Genomic DNA, 16,880 nt, shown 5'->3' on the forward strand with positions numbered 1-16,880 from the left:
AATCAGATTAGTGATCGCTGACCGATCCCGCGAAAGGATCTTCCGGGCGGCGCTTATCCGACGCATCATCATCGCTGCCCGGCTTATCCGCTTCATCATCAACCGCGCGCTGCTGGCCACCACGACGGTTATCGTCATCCCAGCCCGCCGGCCGACGCGGCTTCCGTCCTGCCATGATGTCATCAATCTGTTTGGCATCGATGGTTTCGTACATCATCAATGCCTCGGCCATCATATCCAGCTTGCTGCGATTCTCTTCCAGGATACCTTTGGCCGTTGCATAACAACCGTCAATGATGCGACGCACTTCCTCGTCGATCTGACGTGCCGTCTCTCCCGACACGCTCTTACCAGATTGAGCGGCGGAGCGACCGAGAAACACCTCTTCATCGGCGTCGTCGTACATCAGCGGGCCCATTTTCTCTGACAGCCCCCATTTAGTAACCATCTTCCGGGCGATATCCGTCGCCCGCTGAATATCGTTAGACGCCCCGGTGGTCACACCATCCGCACCCAGGGTCATCTCTTCAGCAATACGCCCGCCGAACAGTGAACAGATCTGGCTGATAATGTGGCGACGACTCAGGCTGTAGCGATCTTCTTCAGGCAGGAACATGGTCACACCCAGAGCGCGACCACGGGGAATAATACTGACCTTATAGACGGGATCGTGCTCCGGCACGACGCGCCCGACAATCGCATGCCCCGCCTCGTGGTAAGCCGTGTTCAGTTTTTCTTTTTCGGACATCACCATGGACTTGCGCTCAGCGCCCATCATGATTTTGTCCTTGGCCAGATCAAACTGCTCCATCGACACCAGACGAAGGTTGGCCCGGGCGGCAAACAATGCGGCCTCGTTTGCGAGGTTCGCCAGATCAGCACCCGAGAAGCCGGGCGTACCACGGGCGATCACTGCAGGATCCACATCGTCCGACACCGGCAACTTGCGCATATGTACTTTCAGAATCTGCTCGCGGCCGCGAATGTCTGGCAGTCCCACCACCACCTGACGGTCGAAACGGCCGGGGCGCAACAGAGCGGGATCGAGCACATCGGGACGGTTGGTCGCCGCGATGACGATGACGCCGTCATTCACTTCAAACCCGTCCATCTCTACCAGCAACTGGTTCAACGTCTGCTCACGCTCATCGTGACCACCGCCCATGCCAGCACCACGGTGCCGACCCACGGCATCAATCTCATCGATGAAGATAATGCAGGGCGCCTGCTTTTTGGCCTGTTCGAACATATCCCGAACACGGGAGGCACCGACCCCCACAAACATTTCCACGAAATCAGAACCCGAGATCGAGAAGAACGGCACTTTGGCCTCACCCGCAATGGCCTTGGCGAGCAGGGTTTTACCGGTTCCCGGCGGCCCCACCATCAGCACGCCGCGGGGAATACGACCGCCGAGTCGCTGGAATTTGCCGGGGTCGCGCAGAAACTCTACCAATTCCTGCACATCTTCTTTCGCTTCATCCACACCCGCCACATCGGCAAAGGTGGTTTTGATCTGATCTTCACTGAGCAGGCGAGCCTTGCTTTTACCAAACGCCATCGGGCCGCCTTTGCCACCCCCAGCGCCGCCCTGCATCTGGCGCATGAAGAACATGAAAATGGCGAGGATGATCAGAATGGGGAAGCTGGCTACCAGCAACTGCGTCCAAAGACTCTGCTGTTCTGGCTTGCGGCCTTCAACGACCACGTTGTGCTCCAACAGATCATCAATCAGCTTGGGATCATCCAACAGCGGGCGAACCGTCTCGAAACGACTGCTGTCGCTGCGCTCGCCACTGATGACCAGGCCATCGATGACGACTTTGCGCACACGCTCGTTCTGCACTTCTGTAATGAACTGGGAATAGTTGAGTTGCTCAGTGGGCGACTGCACGCTGAAATTGTTGAAAACTGTCAGCAGCACCGCAGCGATCACCAGCCACAGCAGAAGGTTTTTTGCCATATCGTTCAAGAACCGATCCTCTATTCAGCTTGCGGCGCACCACAATGTTGCGGCGCCCAGCACTAGACCCCACTCTACTACAGAAATTCCGCCCCCTCTACGCTATCGGCCTATCGTCTCGATAGCACAGAACAATCGCTCAGCCGCGGAAACCGCGCCCCAGCAGATACACCTCGCGGGAACGGGGCCGCGACGCCGAGGGCTTGCGGGTGATCACTTTGTCAAAGCGCTGCCGCATATCTCGAAAGTATTCATCAAAACCTTCGCCCTGGAATATCTTGGTTACGAAATCCCCACCGGGGCGGAGCACATGCCCCGCCATATCCAGCGCCAGCTCACACAGATACATGGAGCGAGGCTGATCAACATCCTTCACTCCACTCATATTGGGGGCCATATCGGAAATCACAAGGTCTACCGGCTGATCAGCAATCGCCGCCAGCAGAGAATCGAAGACCGATTGCTCGGTGAAATCCCCCTGAATGAACTCCACACCCGCCAGGGTATCCATCGGCAAAATATCCGACGCCAGCACACGGCCGTTGTGTCCTACCAGCTCTGCCGCCACCTGAGACCAGCCGCCGGGCGCCGAACCGAGATCCACCACACATATACCCGGCTTGATCAGGCGATCTTTTTCCTGAATTTCCAATAACTTATAACAGGCACGAGAGCGATAGCCCTCTTTCTGAGCCCGTTTCACGTACTGGTCGTCAAAATGTTCTTTAAGCCAGGCGCCGCTGGAGGAAGATCGTTTCGCCAAGGGAAGCCCTCTTTTAATCTGAGTCGCAAGCGTCGCGACTACACCGCGTATCGCTTACAGTATACCTTTCCCGTACAATACCGCCCCCACCAATCCACGCAGCACGAGCATCATGAAAACTCTGACAGCCAGCGACAAAAAACAGCTTCGCAGTATCGGCCACAATCTGAACCCCGTCGTAATGATCGGCGACAAAGGCCTTAGCGAAGGCGTGATGCTGGAGTTAAACCGCGCCCTGGAAGATCACGAGCTGATCAAGGTGAAGGTCAATGTGGCTGACCCTCAGGAACGCCGGGAAGTCATCGAACAGCTCTGCACTGACAGCCGTGCAGAGCTGGTGCAGGCTATCGGTAAAATTGCGCTGCTTTACCGCGCTGCGCAAAAACCGAACCCTCGCCTGTCAAACTTGCTGCGCGGCTGAGCAAAACACCGCGCAACCATCACTGCTACTCTTCCAGGTGTTGGACCTGGTCAATCTCGTATTCGATATCACCGCCGGGCGCCGTAACGACGGCCACATCGCCCTCTTCTTTGCCGATCAGCGCGCGCGCGATCGGCGAAGTGACAGAGATTTTGCCCGCCTTAACGTCAGCCTCGTCCTCACCGACAATGCGATACGTCACTTCTTCATCGGTATCGCAGTTAATCAGCGTGACCGTGGTACCGAAAATCACTTTTCCCGTGCAGGGGATCTTGGTGATATCAATCACCCGCACATTGGATAGCTTGCTCTCGATCTCCTGAATGCGGCCTTCACAGAAGCCCTGCTGCTCGCGAGCGGCATGGTATTCAGCATTTTCTTTCAAGTCGCCGTGCTCTCGCGCCTCGGCAATCGCCTGCGTAATCCGCGGACGCTCGACTGACTTGAGACGCTTCAATTCATCCCGCAATGCCTGCTCGCCGGCAACGGTCATTGGTGTTTGCTGGCTCATGATACCCATCCTTCGTGTACATCCTGCAGGCGGCGCACAGTGCGCTCCTCGCCAAAGGCCAGCGCCTGGCAAATGGCTTCCGCGCCTGCCAGGGTAGTGGTGTAGCTGACTTTATTGGCCAGCGCGCTGCGCCGAATCAGCGAGGAATCGGCAATCGCCTGCTTGCCTTCAGTGGTATTGATAATCAAGGCGATGTCGCCATTTTTCACCATATCGACAATATGGGGGCGGCCTTCCATCACCTTGTTGACGCGCTGGCATTTGAGGCCAGCGTCGGTCAATACTTTGTGAGTGCCACGTGTCGCACAAAGTTCAAAACCCTGCTCGAGCAGTTGCCGTGCCACATCGACAGCCCCCGCTTTGTCGGGATCGCGAACGGACACGAACGCGGTACCGGACGTCGGGAATACCTCGCCCGCACCACGCGCCGCCTTGGAGAAGGCCTCCGCGAAGCTTTCACCCAAGCCCATTACTTCGCCGGTTGATTTCATTTCCGGCCCGAGGATCGGGTCAACACCGGGGAACTTGTTGAACGGGAATACCGCTTCTTTCACCGAGTAGTAGCTGGGCACTCGCTCGGTAGTGAAATCCTGCTCGGCCAGCGACATACCCGCCATACAGCGTGCGGCCACTTTGGCCAGCGAAATACCGATACATTTGGAAACGAACGGCACCGTACGCGAGGCACGAGGGTTGACCTCGATCACATAGATTTCGCCATCCTGCACGGCCAGCTGCACATTCATCAGACCGACAACTCCGAGCTCCAAGGCCATGCGCTTGACCATCTCGCGCATTTTGTCCTGAGTTTCGGCATCCAGCGAGTAAGGCGGCAGCGAACACGCCGAGTCACCGGAGTGAACCCCTGCCTGCTCGATATGCTGCATGATAGCGCCGATGACCACTTCTTTGCCGTCAGACACGGCATCCAAGTCGACTTCGACGGCCGCATTCAGGAAGTGGTCCAGCAGTACCGGTGACTCATTCGACACCTTTACCGCTTCGCGCATATAGCGCTCCAGCTCTTCCTCTTTGTAGACAATTTCCATCGCGCGGCCACCCAGTACATAGGAGGGGCGCACAACCAGGGGATAACCAATGCGCTGCGCCGCAGCCAGCGCGGCTTCTTCTGAGCGCACGGTGGTGTTCGGCGGCTGCTTCAGGTCGAGGCGCTGAATCATTTGCTGGAAGCGCTCGCGGTCTTCCGCGCGGTCGATGGCCTCTGGACTGGTGCCGATAATCGGCACACCCGCCGCCTCGAGATCGCGAGCCAGTTTCAGCGGCGTCTGCCCGCCGAACTGTACGATCACGCCTTTCGGCTTTTCTTTCGCAACGATTTCCAGCACGTCTTCCAGCGTTACCGGCTCAAAGTAGAGGCGGTCGGAGATGTCGTAATCGGTAGAGACGGTTTCGGGGTTACAGTTAACCATAATGGTTTCGTAACCGTCTTCACGCATCGCCAGCGCCGCGTGCACGCAGCAGTAATCAAACTCGATACCCTGACCGATACGGTTGGGGCCGCCGCCGATCACCAGAATCTTCTCGCGCTCACTGGGCTGCGCCTCACACTCTTCCTCATAGGTTGAGTACATATAGGCGGTCGAGGTCGCAAATTCCGCCGCGCAGGTATCCACGCGCTTGTAGACCGGGTGAATACCCAGCGCGTGACGACGGGCGCGCAGTTGGCGCTCGCTCACCGCCAACAGCACGGCCAGACGCTGATCGCTGAAACCCTTGCGCTTCAGGCGCCACATCATATCGGCATCAATTTCCGACAGTGCCAGGGTTTTCAGCGCATTCTCAGACTTCACAATGTCTTCGATCTGCACCAGGAACCAAGGGTCGATCCAGGAATGCTCAAACACTTCCTCAACGCTCATGCCCGCGCGGAAAGCATCGGCCACATACCAGATGCGCTCGGGGCCGGGGTTGGTCAGTTCGGCAATCAGAATATCGCGGGCGTCATCGCGGTCGACGTCGATCTTGTGCTCAAAACCGGCCGACCCCACTTCCAGACCACGCAGCGCTTTTTGCACTGACTCCTGGAAGCTGCGACCGATCGCCATCACCTCACCCACCGACTTCATCTGGGTGTGCAGCTTGGTTTGCGCCTCGCCAAATTTCTCAAAGGTGAAGCGCGGTATTTTGGTAACCACATAGTCGATGCTCGGCTCAAACGACGCCGGGGTCGCACCGCCGGTGATGTCGTTCTGCAGCTCGTCGAGGGTATAACCCACCGCCAGCTTGGCAGCGACTTTCGCAATCGGGAAGCCCGTGGCCTTGGAGGCCAGCGCCGAGGAACGCGATACACGCGGATTCATTTCGATCACGACCAGACGGCCGTTTTCGGGGTTCATACCAAACTGAACGTTGGAGCCGCCAGTCTCCACGCCGATCTCCCGCAGCACCGCACAAGAAGCGTCGCGCATGATCTGGTATTCCTTGTCCGTCAGGGTTTGTGCCGGCGCAACGGTAATCGAGTCGCCCGTGTGAACCCCCATCGGATCAAAGTTTTCAATGGCGCAAATGATGATACAGTTGTCATTCTTGTCCCGCACCACTTCCATCTCGAACTCTTTCCAGCCAATCAGACTTTCGTCAATCAGCAGTTCGTTGGTGGGCGACAGGTCGAGACCACGGGTACAGATCTCGACAAACTCTTCTTTGTTGTAGGCGATACCACCGCCGGAACCACCCATTGTGAACGACGGACGGATGATGGCCGGGAAGCCAATGGAGTCCAGTACCTGCAGGGCTTCTTCCATGCTGTGTGCAATGGCTGAACGCGGCGTTTCCAGACCGATGCGCTTCATCGCCTTATCGAACAGCTGGCGATCTTCCGCCATATCGATCGCATCTTTCTTGGCGCCGATCATTTCGACGCCATATTTTTCCAGCACACCCTCGCGATCCAGGTCCAGCGCACAGTTCAGTGCAGTCTGGCCGCCCATAGTCGGCAGCAACGCGTCAGGACGCTCTTTCTCGATAATCTTTTCAACGGTCTGCCAGGCAATCGGCTCGATGTACGTGGCATCCGCCATTGCCGGGTCGGTCATGATCGTCGCCGGGTTGGAGTTCACCAGAATGACCCGGTATCCCTCTTCGCGCAGCGCTTTACAAGCCTGGGCGCCCGAGTAGTCAAACTCACAGGCCTGACCGATAACAATCGGGCCGGCACCGAGGATCAGAATGGATTGTATGTCAGTTCTTTTGGGCATGTTCTCTCCGCTTTACGCTGACGGGAGACGGGAGGCGCATCGCGCCGCTCCCGCACTTGCGCAGTGCGCAATCCGAAATTCTCAACCGGCCTTGTGGGCCTCAATTAATTCAATGAAGTGATCGAACAGCGGGGCAATATCATGCGGCCCCGGGCTCGCCTCAGGGTGCCCCTGAAAGCTGAATGCCGGTTTGTCTGTGCGATGCACACCCTGCAAGGAACCGTCGAACAGAGACTTGTGAGTCACGATCATCGTGTCGGGCAGACTGTCTTCATCAACCGCAAAACCGTGGTTCTGACTGGTGATGTGCACGACCTTGCTGTTCACGTCCTGCACCGGGTGGTTGGCACCGTGGTGACCAAACTTCATCTTGATGGTTTTGGCACCGGAGGCCAGCGACAACAACTGGTGCCCCAAACAGATACCAAAAACCGGCAGCCCCGTAGCAACAATGTCCTTGATCGCGTCGATGGCGTAATCACAAGGCTCCGGATCACCGGGGCCGTTCGACAGAAAAACACCATCGGGATTCATCGCCAGCACCTCAGCCGCGGGCGTCTTGGCAGGCACCACCGTCAAACGGCAGCCGCGATCAGCCAGCATGCGAAGAATATTGCGCTTCACACCAAAATCGTAAGCCACTACGTGGTGGGGCAGTTGCTCGTCGCTGTAAACCGCATGACCTTCGCCCAGCGTCCAGCTGCCTTCGCGCCATTCGTAGCGCTCGGCGGTGGTCACTTCCTTCGCCAGGTCCATGCCCTTTAGCCCGGCAAACCCCCGCGCCAGTTCCAGCGCCTTGGCTTCATCGGCCTCACCCAGCGACTCACCCGCCAGCAGGCATCCACCCTGGGCACCCTTGTCACGCAGAATGCGCGTCAGACGACGGGTATCGACATCGGCGATACCGATAATATTGCGCGCTTTGAGGTAGTCCGACAGGCTTTGCTCACTGCGGAAGCTGCTCGCCAGCAGCGGCAGGTCGCGAATCACCAGACCTGCAGACCAGATTTCTGCGGCCTCTTCGTCTTCGCTGTTAACGCCGGTATTACCAATATGGGGATAGGTCAGGGTCACGATCTGACGAGCGTAGGAGGGGTCGGTCAAGATCTCCTGATAGCCGGTCATGGCGGTATTGAAAACCACTTCACCAACCGAATGCCCGTGCGCACCGATGGCAACACCCCGAAAAATACTGCCGTCTTCAAGGGCGAGTATGGCTGAAACCGTCAAGATAACCTCCTGGATCAGACTTGCGGCCGAGAGTCACCGCCGACTTGCGTCGGAACGACAACCAGGGAACCACAGAGGAAAATACGCGTGCAAAAAAGCGAGATGCGGTGAAACCCCATCTCGCTCCTTGCGAGGGTCACGGGCCTACTCAACCCGGCGCCCAAATCTGAAACGAAATTTTACGCGAAAGCGTCGCCGGAATCCACCAGAGACTGCCCCACATCGGCCACCAAGGAATGTAACTATTTCGGCTTCAGGGCCGCCAGCATCGCCGACGGGAGATCAACGGCTTTGCCCAGCGTCGGCGACATCAGCAAATGCGCGGTTTTTGCCTCCGCAACCAACCGACCCGACGCCTTGTCACTTACCCGGTAGACGATATCAAAGCCGCAGCGGTGGAAATCGCTGAATGCCGCTTCAAAACACAGGGTTTCGCCGTAGTAGCCTTCGCTGATATAGCGCACAGCCATGTCGGCATTCACCACGACGAGGCCGTCTTCGCGACGCCCTTCCTGCTCGCCACGACTGGCCAGCAGGCGCGCCCGCACTTCGTTGAGCAAGCCAATCAGCGCGTCGTTACCGAGGTGGTTTCCGGCGTTGATATGGCCACGCAGCAAACTGATCTCCGTGCCGAAAGAAAACGCCTCGGGCAGCGTCAGAGCAACTTTCGCCACGTTCAGTCCGCCCTCAGCCCAAGTACGTCCTGCATATCATAGCGACCGGCCGCCTGCGTTTTGAGCCACGAGGCCGCTCGCACGGCACCGCGCGCAAAAGACATGCGCGAGCTCGCCTTGTGGGTAATTTCTACACGCTCGCCCTCAGCGCAAAACATCACCGTGTGATCGCCCACAATATCGCCCGCACGCACCGTGGCAAAGCCGATAGTGTCGCGCTCACGCGCACCGGTCTGACCTTCGCGTCCGTAAACCGCCACCTTATCAAGGTCACGCCCCAGCGCATCGGCAACAACCTGCCCCATGCTGAGCGCCGTACCCGAAGGTGCGTCAACTTTGTGACGATGGTGCGCCTCGTACACTTCGATATCGACGTCATCACCCATCACCCGCGCGGCCATATCCAACAGCTTGAAGCACAGATTCACACCGGTGCTGAAGTTAGAGGCCTGACAGACCGCAATGGACGCAATCGCCGTATCCAGCTCAGCTTTTTGGGTGGCATCAAAGCCAGTAGTACCAATCACCATCCCCTTACCTGCGCTGGCACAAGCCTTGGCATTCGCCAGCGTCGCCAGCGGCGCGGTGAAATCGATCAGCACATCAAAGCTGGCCAATACCTCATTAATATCTCCAACCACCGATACGCCACAGGCACCAATACCTGCCAGCTCGCCGGCATCGGCACCGATAAGGCTGCTCTCAGGCCGTTCAATCGCCGCCGCCAGCTCACAACCCTCTGCCAGCGAAATTGCCTCGATCAGGGTTTTGCCCATTCGGCCAGCCGCGCCGGTTACCGCAATTTTTACACTCATGTCTGTTCCACTTTATCTGCATGCGGCGCCCGCTCCGGCTCTTCAACCGTCACCCTCGCCATGTCTTTAACACTCATCTCGGCAAGCGCATCATTCACTGCCTGATCTATCGATTTGCGCACCTCCGCCACGGCACCGGGCTCGCTGCGCGGGCGCACACGAATAATGCCGTCACCCCCCTCTTTGCGCACCGCCTCCAGCACCTCGCGCACGGTGACTTTTTCCAGCGGCGCATTGGGCAGGTATCTCGGTGGATCTTCACTGTTCTCGGTGATCAAGCCCGCCGTGCGCAGGGCGCGCAAAACGCGGGTCACACCCTGAATCTGCACACGCAGGCGCGCCACGAACTCCGACGCACTCAGCGGCCGACGCCCTTCGTAATAGCGCTGCGCCAGCACCGTCATAATGCCGAGAGCGAGATCCTCCTGCTGACGAATACTCATATCGCCACTGCGCCGCGAGGGGACGACATATTCCGGATGTTGCACATAAAAAGCAACACTGCTGCCCACCAGCAGGATCAGCCAGCTTATATAGACCCACATCATGAACAGAATCAGAATCGCAAAGCCCGAGTAGATCGCATAGGTACCACTGTCACTGGCGGAGACCACCACGCTGCCAAAGCCCCAGCCCAGACTCTGGAACAGCACGCCCGAAACGACACCCGCCACCAAGCCCGCCCGCAGGGTGACCCGCGTATTGGGGATAAACATATAAAAGAAGGTAAAGGCGCAGATGATCATCAGATAGGGCGCCGCCGCGGTCAAAAACGACACCAGTATGGCTATCGGCGGCAGCTGCTCACTTACCTGCTGAACAGCGCCACCACTGAGCACACTGGCCGACAGACCGATGGCCGAAAACACCAACAGCGGCCCGATCAGCATCACACTGCCATAGTCGGCCACACGCCGCCCGATGCTGCGGTGCTGCTCCAGGCGCCAGATATGGTTGAAGGTTGCCTCAATCTTCTGGATCAGCGAGATGGCCGTATAAAACAGCAGGGCAATACCGAAGGTGCCGAGCACGCCGATTTTGACGTTGTCGATAAAACCGATGATCTTCTCGGTAATCTCAACACCCTTGTCGCCCATCGGCGCCAGAAATTGCAGCATGATGGGCTCGAGCTGCTTGTTGTGCATACCAAAGGCTTTCAGCACCGAGAAGCTCACCGCCAATAGCGGCACCATCGACAATAGCGTGGTGTATACCAGACTCATGGCGCGCAGCGTCAGCTCACCTTTGGCAAGATCATCCAGCACCACATACAGGTAGCGCAGCAGGTAGATCAGCCGCTTTCGCCAAAAACTGTAGGCCGCCACTTCCGGCGCCCAAAGACGCTCCGCGACAAAACGGTTGAGGGTTTTATCCATAAAACGGGTGCCCGAGCTGAATCAAAGGCTTTCAGGATGGAGAAAAATGCAGGGCAAGTCGAGAGGGGCAAGCCCCTCCCGCCTCAGAGCTTCATATCGTCGATGAAATCTTTCACGCCATCGAACCAGCTTTTCTTGCGCGGCGACTGTTTGTCATCACCTTCCAGGCTCGCATGGAATTCCTGCAGCAACTCTTTTTGACGCTTGTTCAGCGACACAGGTGTTTCCACCACAACCTTGCAGATCAGATCGCCGGTACTGCCACCACGCACCGGCGTGATGCCCTTACCGCGCAGGCGGAAAGACTTGCCAGTTTGGGTTTCGGCGGGAATCTTCAGCTTCACACGACCATCGAGCGTCGGCACATCCAGCTCACCACCCAATGCCGCATCCGCAAAGCCGATCGGCACTTCGCAGTGCAGGTGTTTGCCATCGCGCTTGAAGATCGGGTGCGGACGCACCGCGATCTGCACATAGAGATCCCCTGCCGGACCACCGTCAGGACTGGCCTCGCCCTCGCCACTGAGGCGAATGCGGTCACCAGTATCCACACCGGCTGGCACTTTCACCGACAGCGTCTTGGTCTCTTCCACCCGGCCCTGACCATGACAGTCAGAACAGGGGTCAGAAATAATGGTGCCGGTACCGCGACAGTTTGGACAGGTTTGCTGCACAGCAAAGAAGCCCTGCTGCATCCGCACCTGCCCGACACCATTACAGGCGCCACAAGTCAGCGGCGTAGACCCTTTCTTGGCACCACTGCCGTCACAGGTCTTACAGGCAACCAAAGTAGGAATGCGGATTTTCGCAGTAGTGCCGCGCACCGCCTGCTCCAGATCCACTTCCAAGGTGTAGCGCAAATCCGCACCGCGCTGTGGGCCACGCTGACGACCACCGCCGCCACCGAAAATATCACCAAAGACGTCGCCGAAAATATCGCTAAATCCGGCACCACCGCCGCCACCAAAACCGCCGGCGCCCGCGCCAACACCTTCGTGACCAAAGCGATCATAAGCCGCGCGCTTTTCTTTATCGGAGAGCACTTCGTAGGCCTCGGTGGCCTCCTTGAAGATATCCTCTGCTTTCGGGTCATCCGGGTTGCGGTCCGGGTGATTCTTCATGGCGATGCGACGATAGGCCTTTTTAATTTCCTTTTCGTCAGCGCTTCGCTCCACGCCCAGAATTTCGTAGTAATCGCGTTTTGACATCGTTTCGTTTCACGCTTTATCTGCGGCGGGGACAGCGCTCACACGCAGCCCGCCGCCAGATTAAAATTTCACCGACAAGACACGCGAAACGGGAGTTGGCGAAACGCCGCGCAAACCTGCTGCTTTCAGCGTCCTCCGTCTCCCGTTCGCGGCAAACCCGGCGGGGCATCGCCCCGCGCAGTTTTACTTCTTGTCGTCGTCCTTCACTTCCTCAAACTCGGCGTCGACCACATCGTCTGCCGCATTGCCGGCCTCAGCCTGCTCAGCGCCACCGGCTGCTTCAGCCTGCGCCGCCTGCTCAGCGTACATTTTCTGTGCCAGGCTGCCAGAGGCCTCGGTCAGTTCCTTGGTCGCCGCCTCAATAGCGTCGACGTCGTCACCTTTAATGACCTCATCAACCTTGCTCAGCGCCGCCTCAATGGCAGACTTCTCTTCATCACTGGCTTTGTCGCCAGCTTCTTCGAGCGTCTTGCGCGTCGCATTGGCCAGACCTTCAGCAGTATTGCGAGCGGTAACCAGCGCTTCGAACTTCTTGTCCGCTTCAGCGTTGGCTTCGGCGTCGCGCACCATTTGCTCGATCTCGTCCTCATTCAGACCGCTGGAAGCGGTGATGCGGATCGACTGCTCTTTGCCGGTCGCCTTGTCTTTCGCCGATACATTCAGAATACCGTTGGCGTCGATATCGAAGGTCACTTCGATTTGCGGCAGACCACGCGGCGCGGGCGGAATATCGGCCAGATCGAAACGGCCCAGCGACTTGTTCGCCGCCGCCTGCTTGCGCTCACCCTGAACCACGTGGATGGTCACCGCCGTCTGGTTATCTTCAGCCGTTGAGAACACCTGCGACTTCTTGGTCGGAATCGTGGTGTTCTTCTCAATCAGCGGCGTCGCTACGCCGCCCATCGTTTCGATACCCAGCGTCAGCGGGGTAACGTCCAGCAGCAATACGTCTTTCACGTCACCAGACAGTACCGCACCTTGCAGAGCCGCACCCATGGCAACCGCCTCATCGGGGTTCACATCTTTGCGCGGCTCTTTACCGAAGAATTCCGTCACCTTGGTCTGAACCAGCGGCATACGAGTCTGACCGCCGACCAGAATCACTTCATCGACTTCACTGGTGCTCAGACCCGCGTCGTCCAGCGCCGTCTTCATCGGCTCCAGCGAACGCTTAACCAGATCTTCAACCAGCGACTCCAGCTTGGCGCGACTCAACTTCACCACCAAGTGTTTGGGACCGGTCGCATCTGCCGTGATGTAAGGCAGGTTCACCTCAGTCTGCTGACTGGAAGACAGCTCGATCTTGGCCTTCTCCGCCGCCTCTTTCAGGCGCTGAACCGCCAGCGAATCGCCTTTCAGGTCGATGCCATTTTCTTTCTTGAACTCTTCCGCCAGGTAGTCGATCAGGCGCAGGTCAAAATCTTCACCACCCAGGAAGGTGTCGCCGTTGGTCGCCAGCACTTCAAACTGGTGCTCGCCATCCACCTCGGCAATCTCAATGATGGAGATATCGAAGGTACCACCACCCAGGTCGTATACGGCCACGGTGCGATCGCCCTTGGCCTTGTCCATACCGTAGGCCAGTGCAGCCGCCGTTGGCTCGTTGATAATCCGCTTTACTTCCAGACCGGCAATGCGGCCCGCGTCTTTGGTGGCCTGACGCTGAGAGTCGTTGAAGTAAGCCGGTACAGTGATAACCGCCTCGGTGATTTTCTCACCCAGATAGTCTTCAGCCGTCTTCTTCATTTTCTTCAGCACTTCCGCAGAAATCTGCGGGGGCGCCAGCTTCTCGCCTTTAACTTCCACCCAGGCATCGCCGTTGTCGGCTTTGCTGATGGTGTAAGGCACCATTTTGATGTCTTTCTGTACAACATCATCCTCAAAACGGCGGCCAATCAGGCGCTTCACCGCATACAGGGTGTTGTTGGGGTTGGTCACCGCCTGACGCTTGGCGCTCTGACCAACCAGAATCTCATTGTCGTCGGTGTAGGCGACGATAGACGGCGTGGTGCGCGCACCTTCCGCGTTTTCAATAACCTTGACCTTGTCGCCATCCATGACGGCAACGCAGGAGTTGGTGGTCCCCAGGTCAATACCGATAATCTTGCCCATAATTGTTACTCCGCATTCGCTGTTTACTGCGCGGGGCGCTTCGCCCCAAAACTGTGTTCTTGCCGTAGATATTGGCCCTTTTCACGACTTTTCAAGGGCACGGCGTGCATTTATGCAAATATTTACGTGGCTTATTCGCCCTTGGCGACCACCACCATCGCGGCGCGCAACAGTCGGCCGTTCAGGGTGTAGCCTTTCTGCATCACATCAATCACCGTGTTGGGTTCAACACTGGGATTGGGCACCATGGCCATCGCCTCGTGAAACTCGGGATCAAAGGGCTGCCCAGTCGGATCAATCGCCTCAACATTGTGACGCGCCAGCGCGTCCTGCAAGGCTTTGCGCGTCAGCTCCACGCCTTCAACGAGCGGCTTCAGCGTTTCGTTTTCCACATCGGCGGCAGCCAGTGCACGCTCGAGGTTATCGGCCACACCCAGCATGTCGCCAGCGAACTTCTCCAGCGCAAACTTGCGCGCGTTCTCGGCGTCTTTCTCGGCGCGACGGCGCACATTCTGCGCTTCGGCCGCAGCGCGCAGGGCCTGCTCTTTGGCATCGGCCGCCTCCTGACGAGCCGCGTCCAGTTGCGCCTGCAGATCATCCCCGGCCTCGGCCTCTGCACCGCTATCAGTCACCTGCTCCTGAAGCTCTTCTTCCGATACCTGAGCCTTATCCTGTTCTTCCGCCACGTTCGCAGCCTCCTGTCTTTCAAATCTGCGGCCCTGCCGCCTGTAATAGTGTGCGACCCCGCGGGATCGAGCTGGCTCGACAATGGGGCCGACCGCCGCATTTTCAAGGGCAGGAAGAAAATTTCACGCGTCACCCGCCAGAACTATTGAGCCACCCGAGCCAACTACTGTATAAATAACCAGACATCAAAACCCAAACACCCAACCCACGGGAGCCACGCCATGCTGGTTCACTTGAGCATCAGCAACTTCGCCATCACCGAATCACTGGAAGTCGAGTTACAACCGGGCATGACCGTACTGACCGGGGAAACCGGCGCGGGCAAGTCGATCATGCTCGACGCGCTGGGGCTGACACTGGGCGATCGCACCGATAGCGGCGTGGTGCGGGCGGGCGCAGAGCGGGCAGACATTCACGCCGAATTCGACATCAGCCAGATTCCCCGCGCCCGCCAGTGGCTGCAGGAACGGGAACTGCTGGCCGGCGATGAATGCCGACTCCGCCGGGTGATTACCAAAGAGGGTCGCTCGCGCGCCTACATCAACGGCCAGCCCGCCACAGTGCAGGACGTTCGCGAACTGGGCGAACTGCTCATCGACATCCACAGCCAGCACGCCCATCAATCGCTGCTGAAAAAACCGTATCAGCGCGAACTGCTGGACGCCTTTGCCGGCGCCACTGAACTCTGCAGCGCACTGAGTGACGACTGCAGCCACTATCAAAAACTCAATAAGCGGCTCACCCAACTGGAAAGCCAGCTCGACGAGCAGAGCGCTCAGGAACAACTGCTGCGTTACCAACTGGAAGAGCTCGACCGACTGGCCATTCAGCCGGGAGAAGTCGAAGAACTGGAAATCGAGCAGAAACAGCTCGCCAATGCCGAACAGATCCTGTCCACCAACCATCACAGCCTCGCGCTCTGCCGAGAGGGTGAAGTGAATGCCATGGGCATTCTTCAACAGGCCCTGTCGTCGCTGACAGGCTGCCAGCACGGCCACCCGTCACAGGAAGCCGCCATTTCCCTGTTGGAAAGCGCCCGCATCCAGATTGAGGAGGCCGCCAGCGAACTGCAACGCGTTACCGACGAAACCGAGCTGGACCCACAACGCCTGCAGCAAGTGGAAGAGCGTCTCGACGCCATCTATCAGACCGCCCGCAAACACCGCATTCAACCGGAAGAGCTGCCGGGACTGCAGGAATCACTGCAAGAGCAGCTCGACACGCTGGATGCCACCGACGAAAAACTCGACGCCCTGCGCAGTGAGCGCGACACCGCCCTGGCGAACTATCGCAAGAAAGCTGAAAAGCTCAGCAAGCAACGGCGCAGTGCGGCCGCAAAAATGAAGAAAAGTATCGAGGCAAAACTCAGCGAACTGGCCATGAAACACTGCCAGATCGAGTTTGCCATTACCCCACTCGACAGCGACCAGCCCCATAACCACGGCAACGAAGATATTGAGATTCTGATCCGCAGCAACCCCAATGCCGCCATGGGGCCGCTGCATAAAATCGCCTCCGGCGGCGAGCTGTCGCGTATCAGCCTGGCCATTCAGGTAGTGACGGCGCAGGTTGCCACCGTGCCCACCGTGGTTTTCGACGAGGTGGACGTAGGCATTGGCGGCGCTACCGCAGAAATTGTCGGGCAGTTGCTGCACGACCTCGGCTCACGCAGCCAGGTATTGTGCGTGACTCATCAGGCACAGGTCGCCAGCCAGGGCGATCAGCATATTCTCGTGCAGAAAACCGGCGATAAGAACAGCGTGCGTACCGAGCTGCACGCGCTGGGCGATGACCAGAAAATTGAGGAAATTGCCCGGATGCTGGGCGGGATTGCGATTACCGAAAACACCTTGGCTCACGCGAGAGAAATGCTGGCGACGCGCCACTGAGCGAGGCGCCAGC

Annotated in this window: 13 protein-coding genes; 2 read left to right on the forward strand and 11 right to left on the reverse strand. The window is 58.1% G+C overall.

The window, feature by feature from the left end:
* Window positions 1-7: 7 nt before the first annotated feature.
* Both ftsH and rlmE read right to left on the reverse strand, forming a co-directional pair.
* Window positions 8-1,963 (reverse strand): ATP-dependent zinc metalloprotease FtsH, encoded by a 1,956-nt coding sequence (gene ftsH, locus G411_RS0107285; protein WP_028968236.1) that lies wholly within the window; start codon window positions 1,961-1,963, stop codon window positions 8-10.
* A 139-nt stretch (window positions 1,964-2,102) separates the two neighbouring features.
* Window positions 2,103-2,726: a 23S rRNA (uridine(2552)-2'-O)-methyltransferase RlmE gene (gene rlmE, locus G411_RS0107290; protein ID WP_022958525.1), complete on the reverse strand. Its 624-nt coding sequence runs from the start codon at window positions 2,724-2,726 to the stop codon at window positions 2,103-2,105.
* A 112-nt stretch (window positions 2,727-2,838) separates the two neighbouring features.
* On the opposite strand from rlmE, the gene yhbY reads away from it, so the two are divergent.
* Window positions 2,839-3,147, forward strand: coding sequence for a ribosome assembly RNA-binding protein YhbY (gene yhbY / locus G411_RS0107295; RefSeq protein WP_022958526.1), 309 nt, complete (start codon window positions 2,839-2,841; stop codon window positions 3,145-3,147).
* 25 nt (window positions 3,148-3,172) lie between these two features.
* Here the strand turns inward: yhbY and greA are convergent, their stop codons facing one another.
* The 9 genes from greA to grpE all read right to left on the reverse strand — a co-directional run bounded on the left by greA (window position 3,173) and on the right by grpE (window position 14,977).
* Window positions 3,173-3,658, reverse strand: coding sequence for a transcription elongation factor GreA (gene greA / locus G411_RS0107300; RefSeq protein WP_037508945.1), 486 nt, complete (start codon window positions 3,656-3,658; stop codon window positions 3,173-3,175).
* The gene (gene carB, locus G411_RS0107305; protein WP_022958528.1) at window positions 3,655-6,876 is read right to left on the reverse strand and encodes a carbamoyl-phosphate synthase large subunit; all 3,222 of its coding nucleotides are present in this window, start codon (window positions 6,874-6,876) and stop codon (window positions 3,655-3,657) included. Before carB ends, greA begins: the two co-directional genes overlap by 4 nt.
* Before the next feature lie 81 nt (window positions 6,877-6,957).
* Window positions 6,958-8,106, reverse strand: coding sequence for a glutamine-hydrolyzing carbamoyl-phosphate synthase small subunit (carA, locus tag G411_RS0107310; RefSeq protein ID WP_022958529.1), 1,149 nt, complete (start codon window positions 8,104-8,106; stop codon window positions 6,958-6,960).
* Between the two features lie 242 nt (window positions 8,107-8,348).
* Window positions 8,349-8,780, reverse strand: coding sequence for an acyl-CoA thioesterase (locus G411_RS0107315; protein ID WP_022958530.1), 432 nt, complete (start codon window positions 8,778-8,780; stop codon window positions 8,349-8,351).
* A gap of 2 nt (window positions 8,781-8,782) precedes the next feature.
* Window positions 8,783-9,595, reverse strand: a complete 813-nt coding sequence (dapB, locus tag G411_RS0107320; protein WP_022958531.1) for a 4-hydroxy-tetrahydrodipicolinate reductase — start codon at window positions 9,593-9,595, stop codon at window positions 8,783-8,785.
* Window positions 9,592-10,971 (reverse strand): YhjD/YihY/BrkB family envelope integrity protein, encoded by a 1,380-nt coding sequence (locus tag G411_RS0107325; RefSeq protein WP_022958532.1) that lies wholly within the window; start codon window positions 10,969-10,971, stop codon window positions 9,592-9,594. The genes dapB and G411_RS0107325 overlap by 4 nt, the downstream gene beginning before the upstream one ends.
* 83 nt (window positions 10,972-11,054) lie before the next feature.
* Window positions 11,055-12,179, reverse strand: a complete 1,125-nt coding sequence (gene dnaJ, locus G411_RS0107330) for a molecular chaperone DnaJ (protein WP_022958533.1) — start codon at window positions 12,177-12,179, stop codon at window positions 11,055-11,057.
* A gap of 183 nt (window positions 12,180-12,362) precedes the next feature.
* Entirely contained in the window at window positions 12,363-14,291 is a 1,929-nt protein-coding gene (gene dnaK / locus G411_RS0107335; RefSeq protein WP_022958534.1) for a molecular chaperone DnaK, read from the reverse strand.
* A 131-nt stretch (window positions 14,292-14,422) separates the two neighbouring features.
* The gene (gene grpE, locus G411_RS0107340; protein WP_022958535.1) at window positions 14,423-14,977 is read right to left on the reverse strand and encodes a nucleotide exchange factor GrpE; all 555 of its coding nucleotides are present in this window, start codon (window positions 14,975-14,977) and stop codon (window positions 14,423-14,425) included.
* A 222-nt stretch (window positions 14,978-15,199) separates the two neighbouring features.
* Between grpE and recN the strand changes: the two genes are divergently transcribed.
* The gene (gene recN, locus G411_RS0107345) at window positions 15,200-16,867 is read left to right on the forward strand and encodes a DNA repair protein RecN (RefSeq protein WP_022958536.1); all 1,668 of its coding nucleotides are present in this window, start codon (window positions 15,200-15,202) and stop codon (window positions 16,865-16,867) included.
* Window positions 16,868-16,880 lie beyond the last annotated feature (13 nt).

Source organism: Spongiibacter tropicus DSM 19543, assembly GCF_000420325.1.
Lineage (GTDB): Bacteria > Pseudomonadota > Gammaproteobacteria > Pseudomonadales > Spongiibacteraceae > Spongiibacter > Spongiibacter tropicus.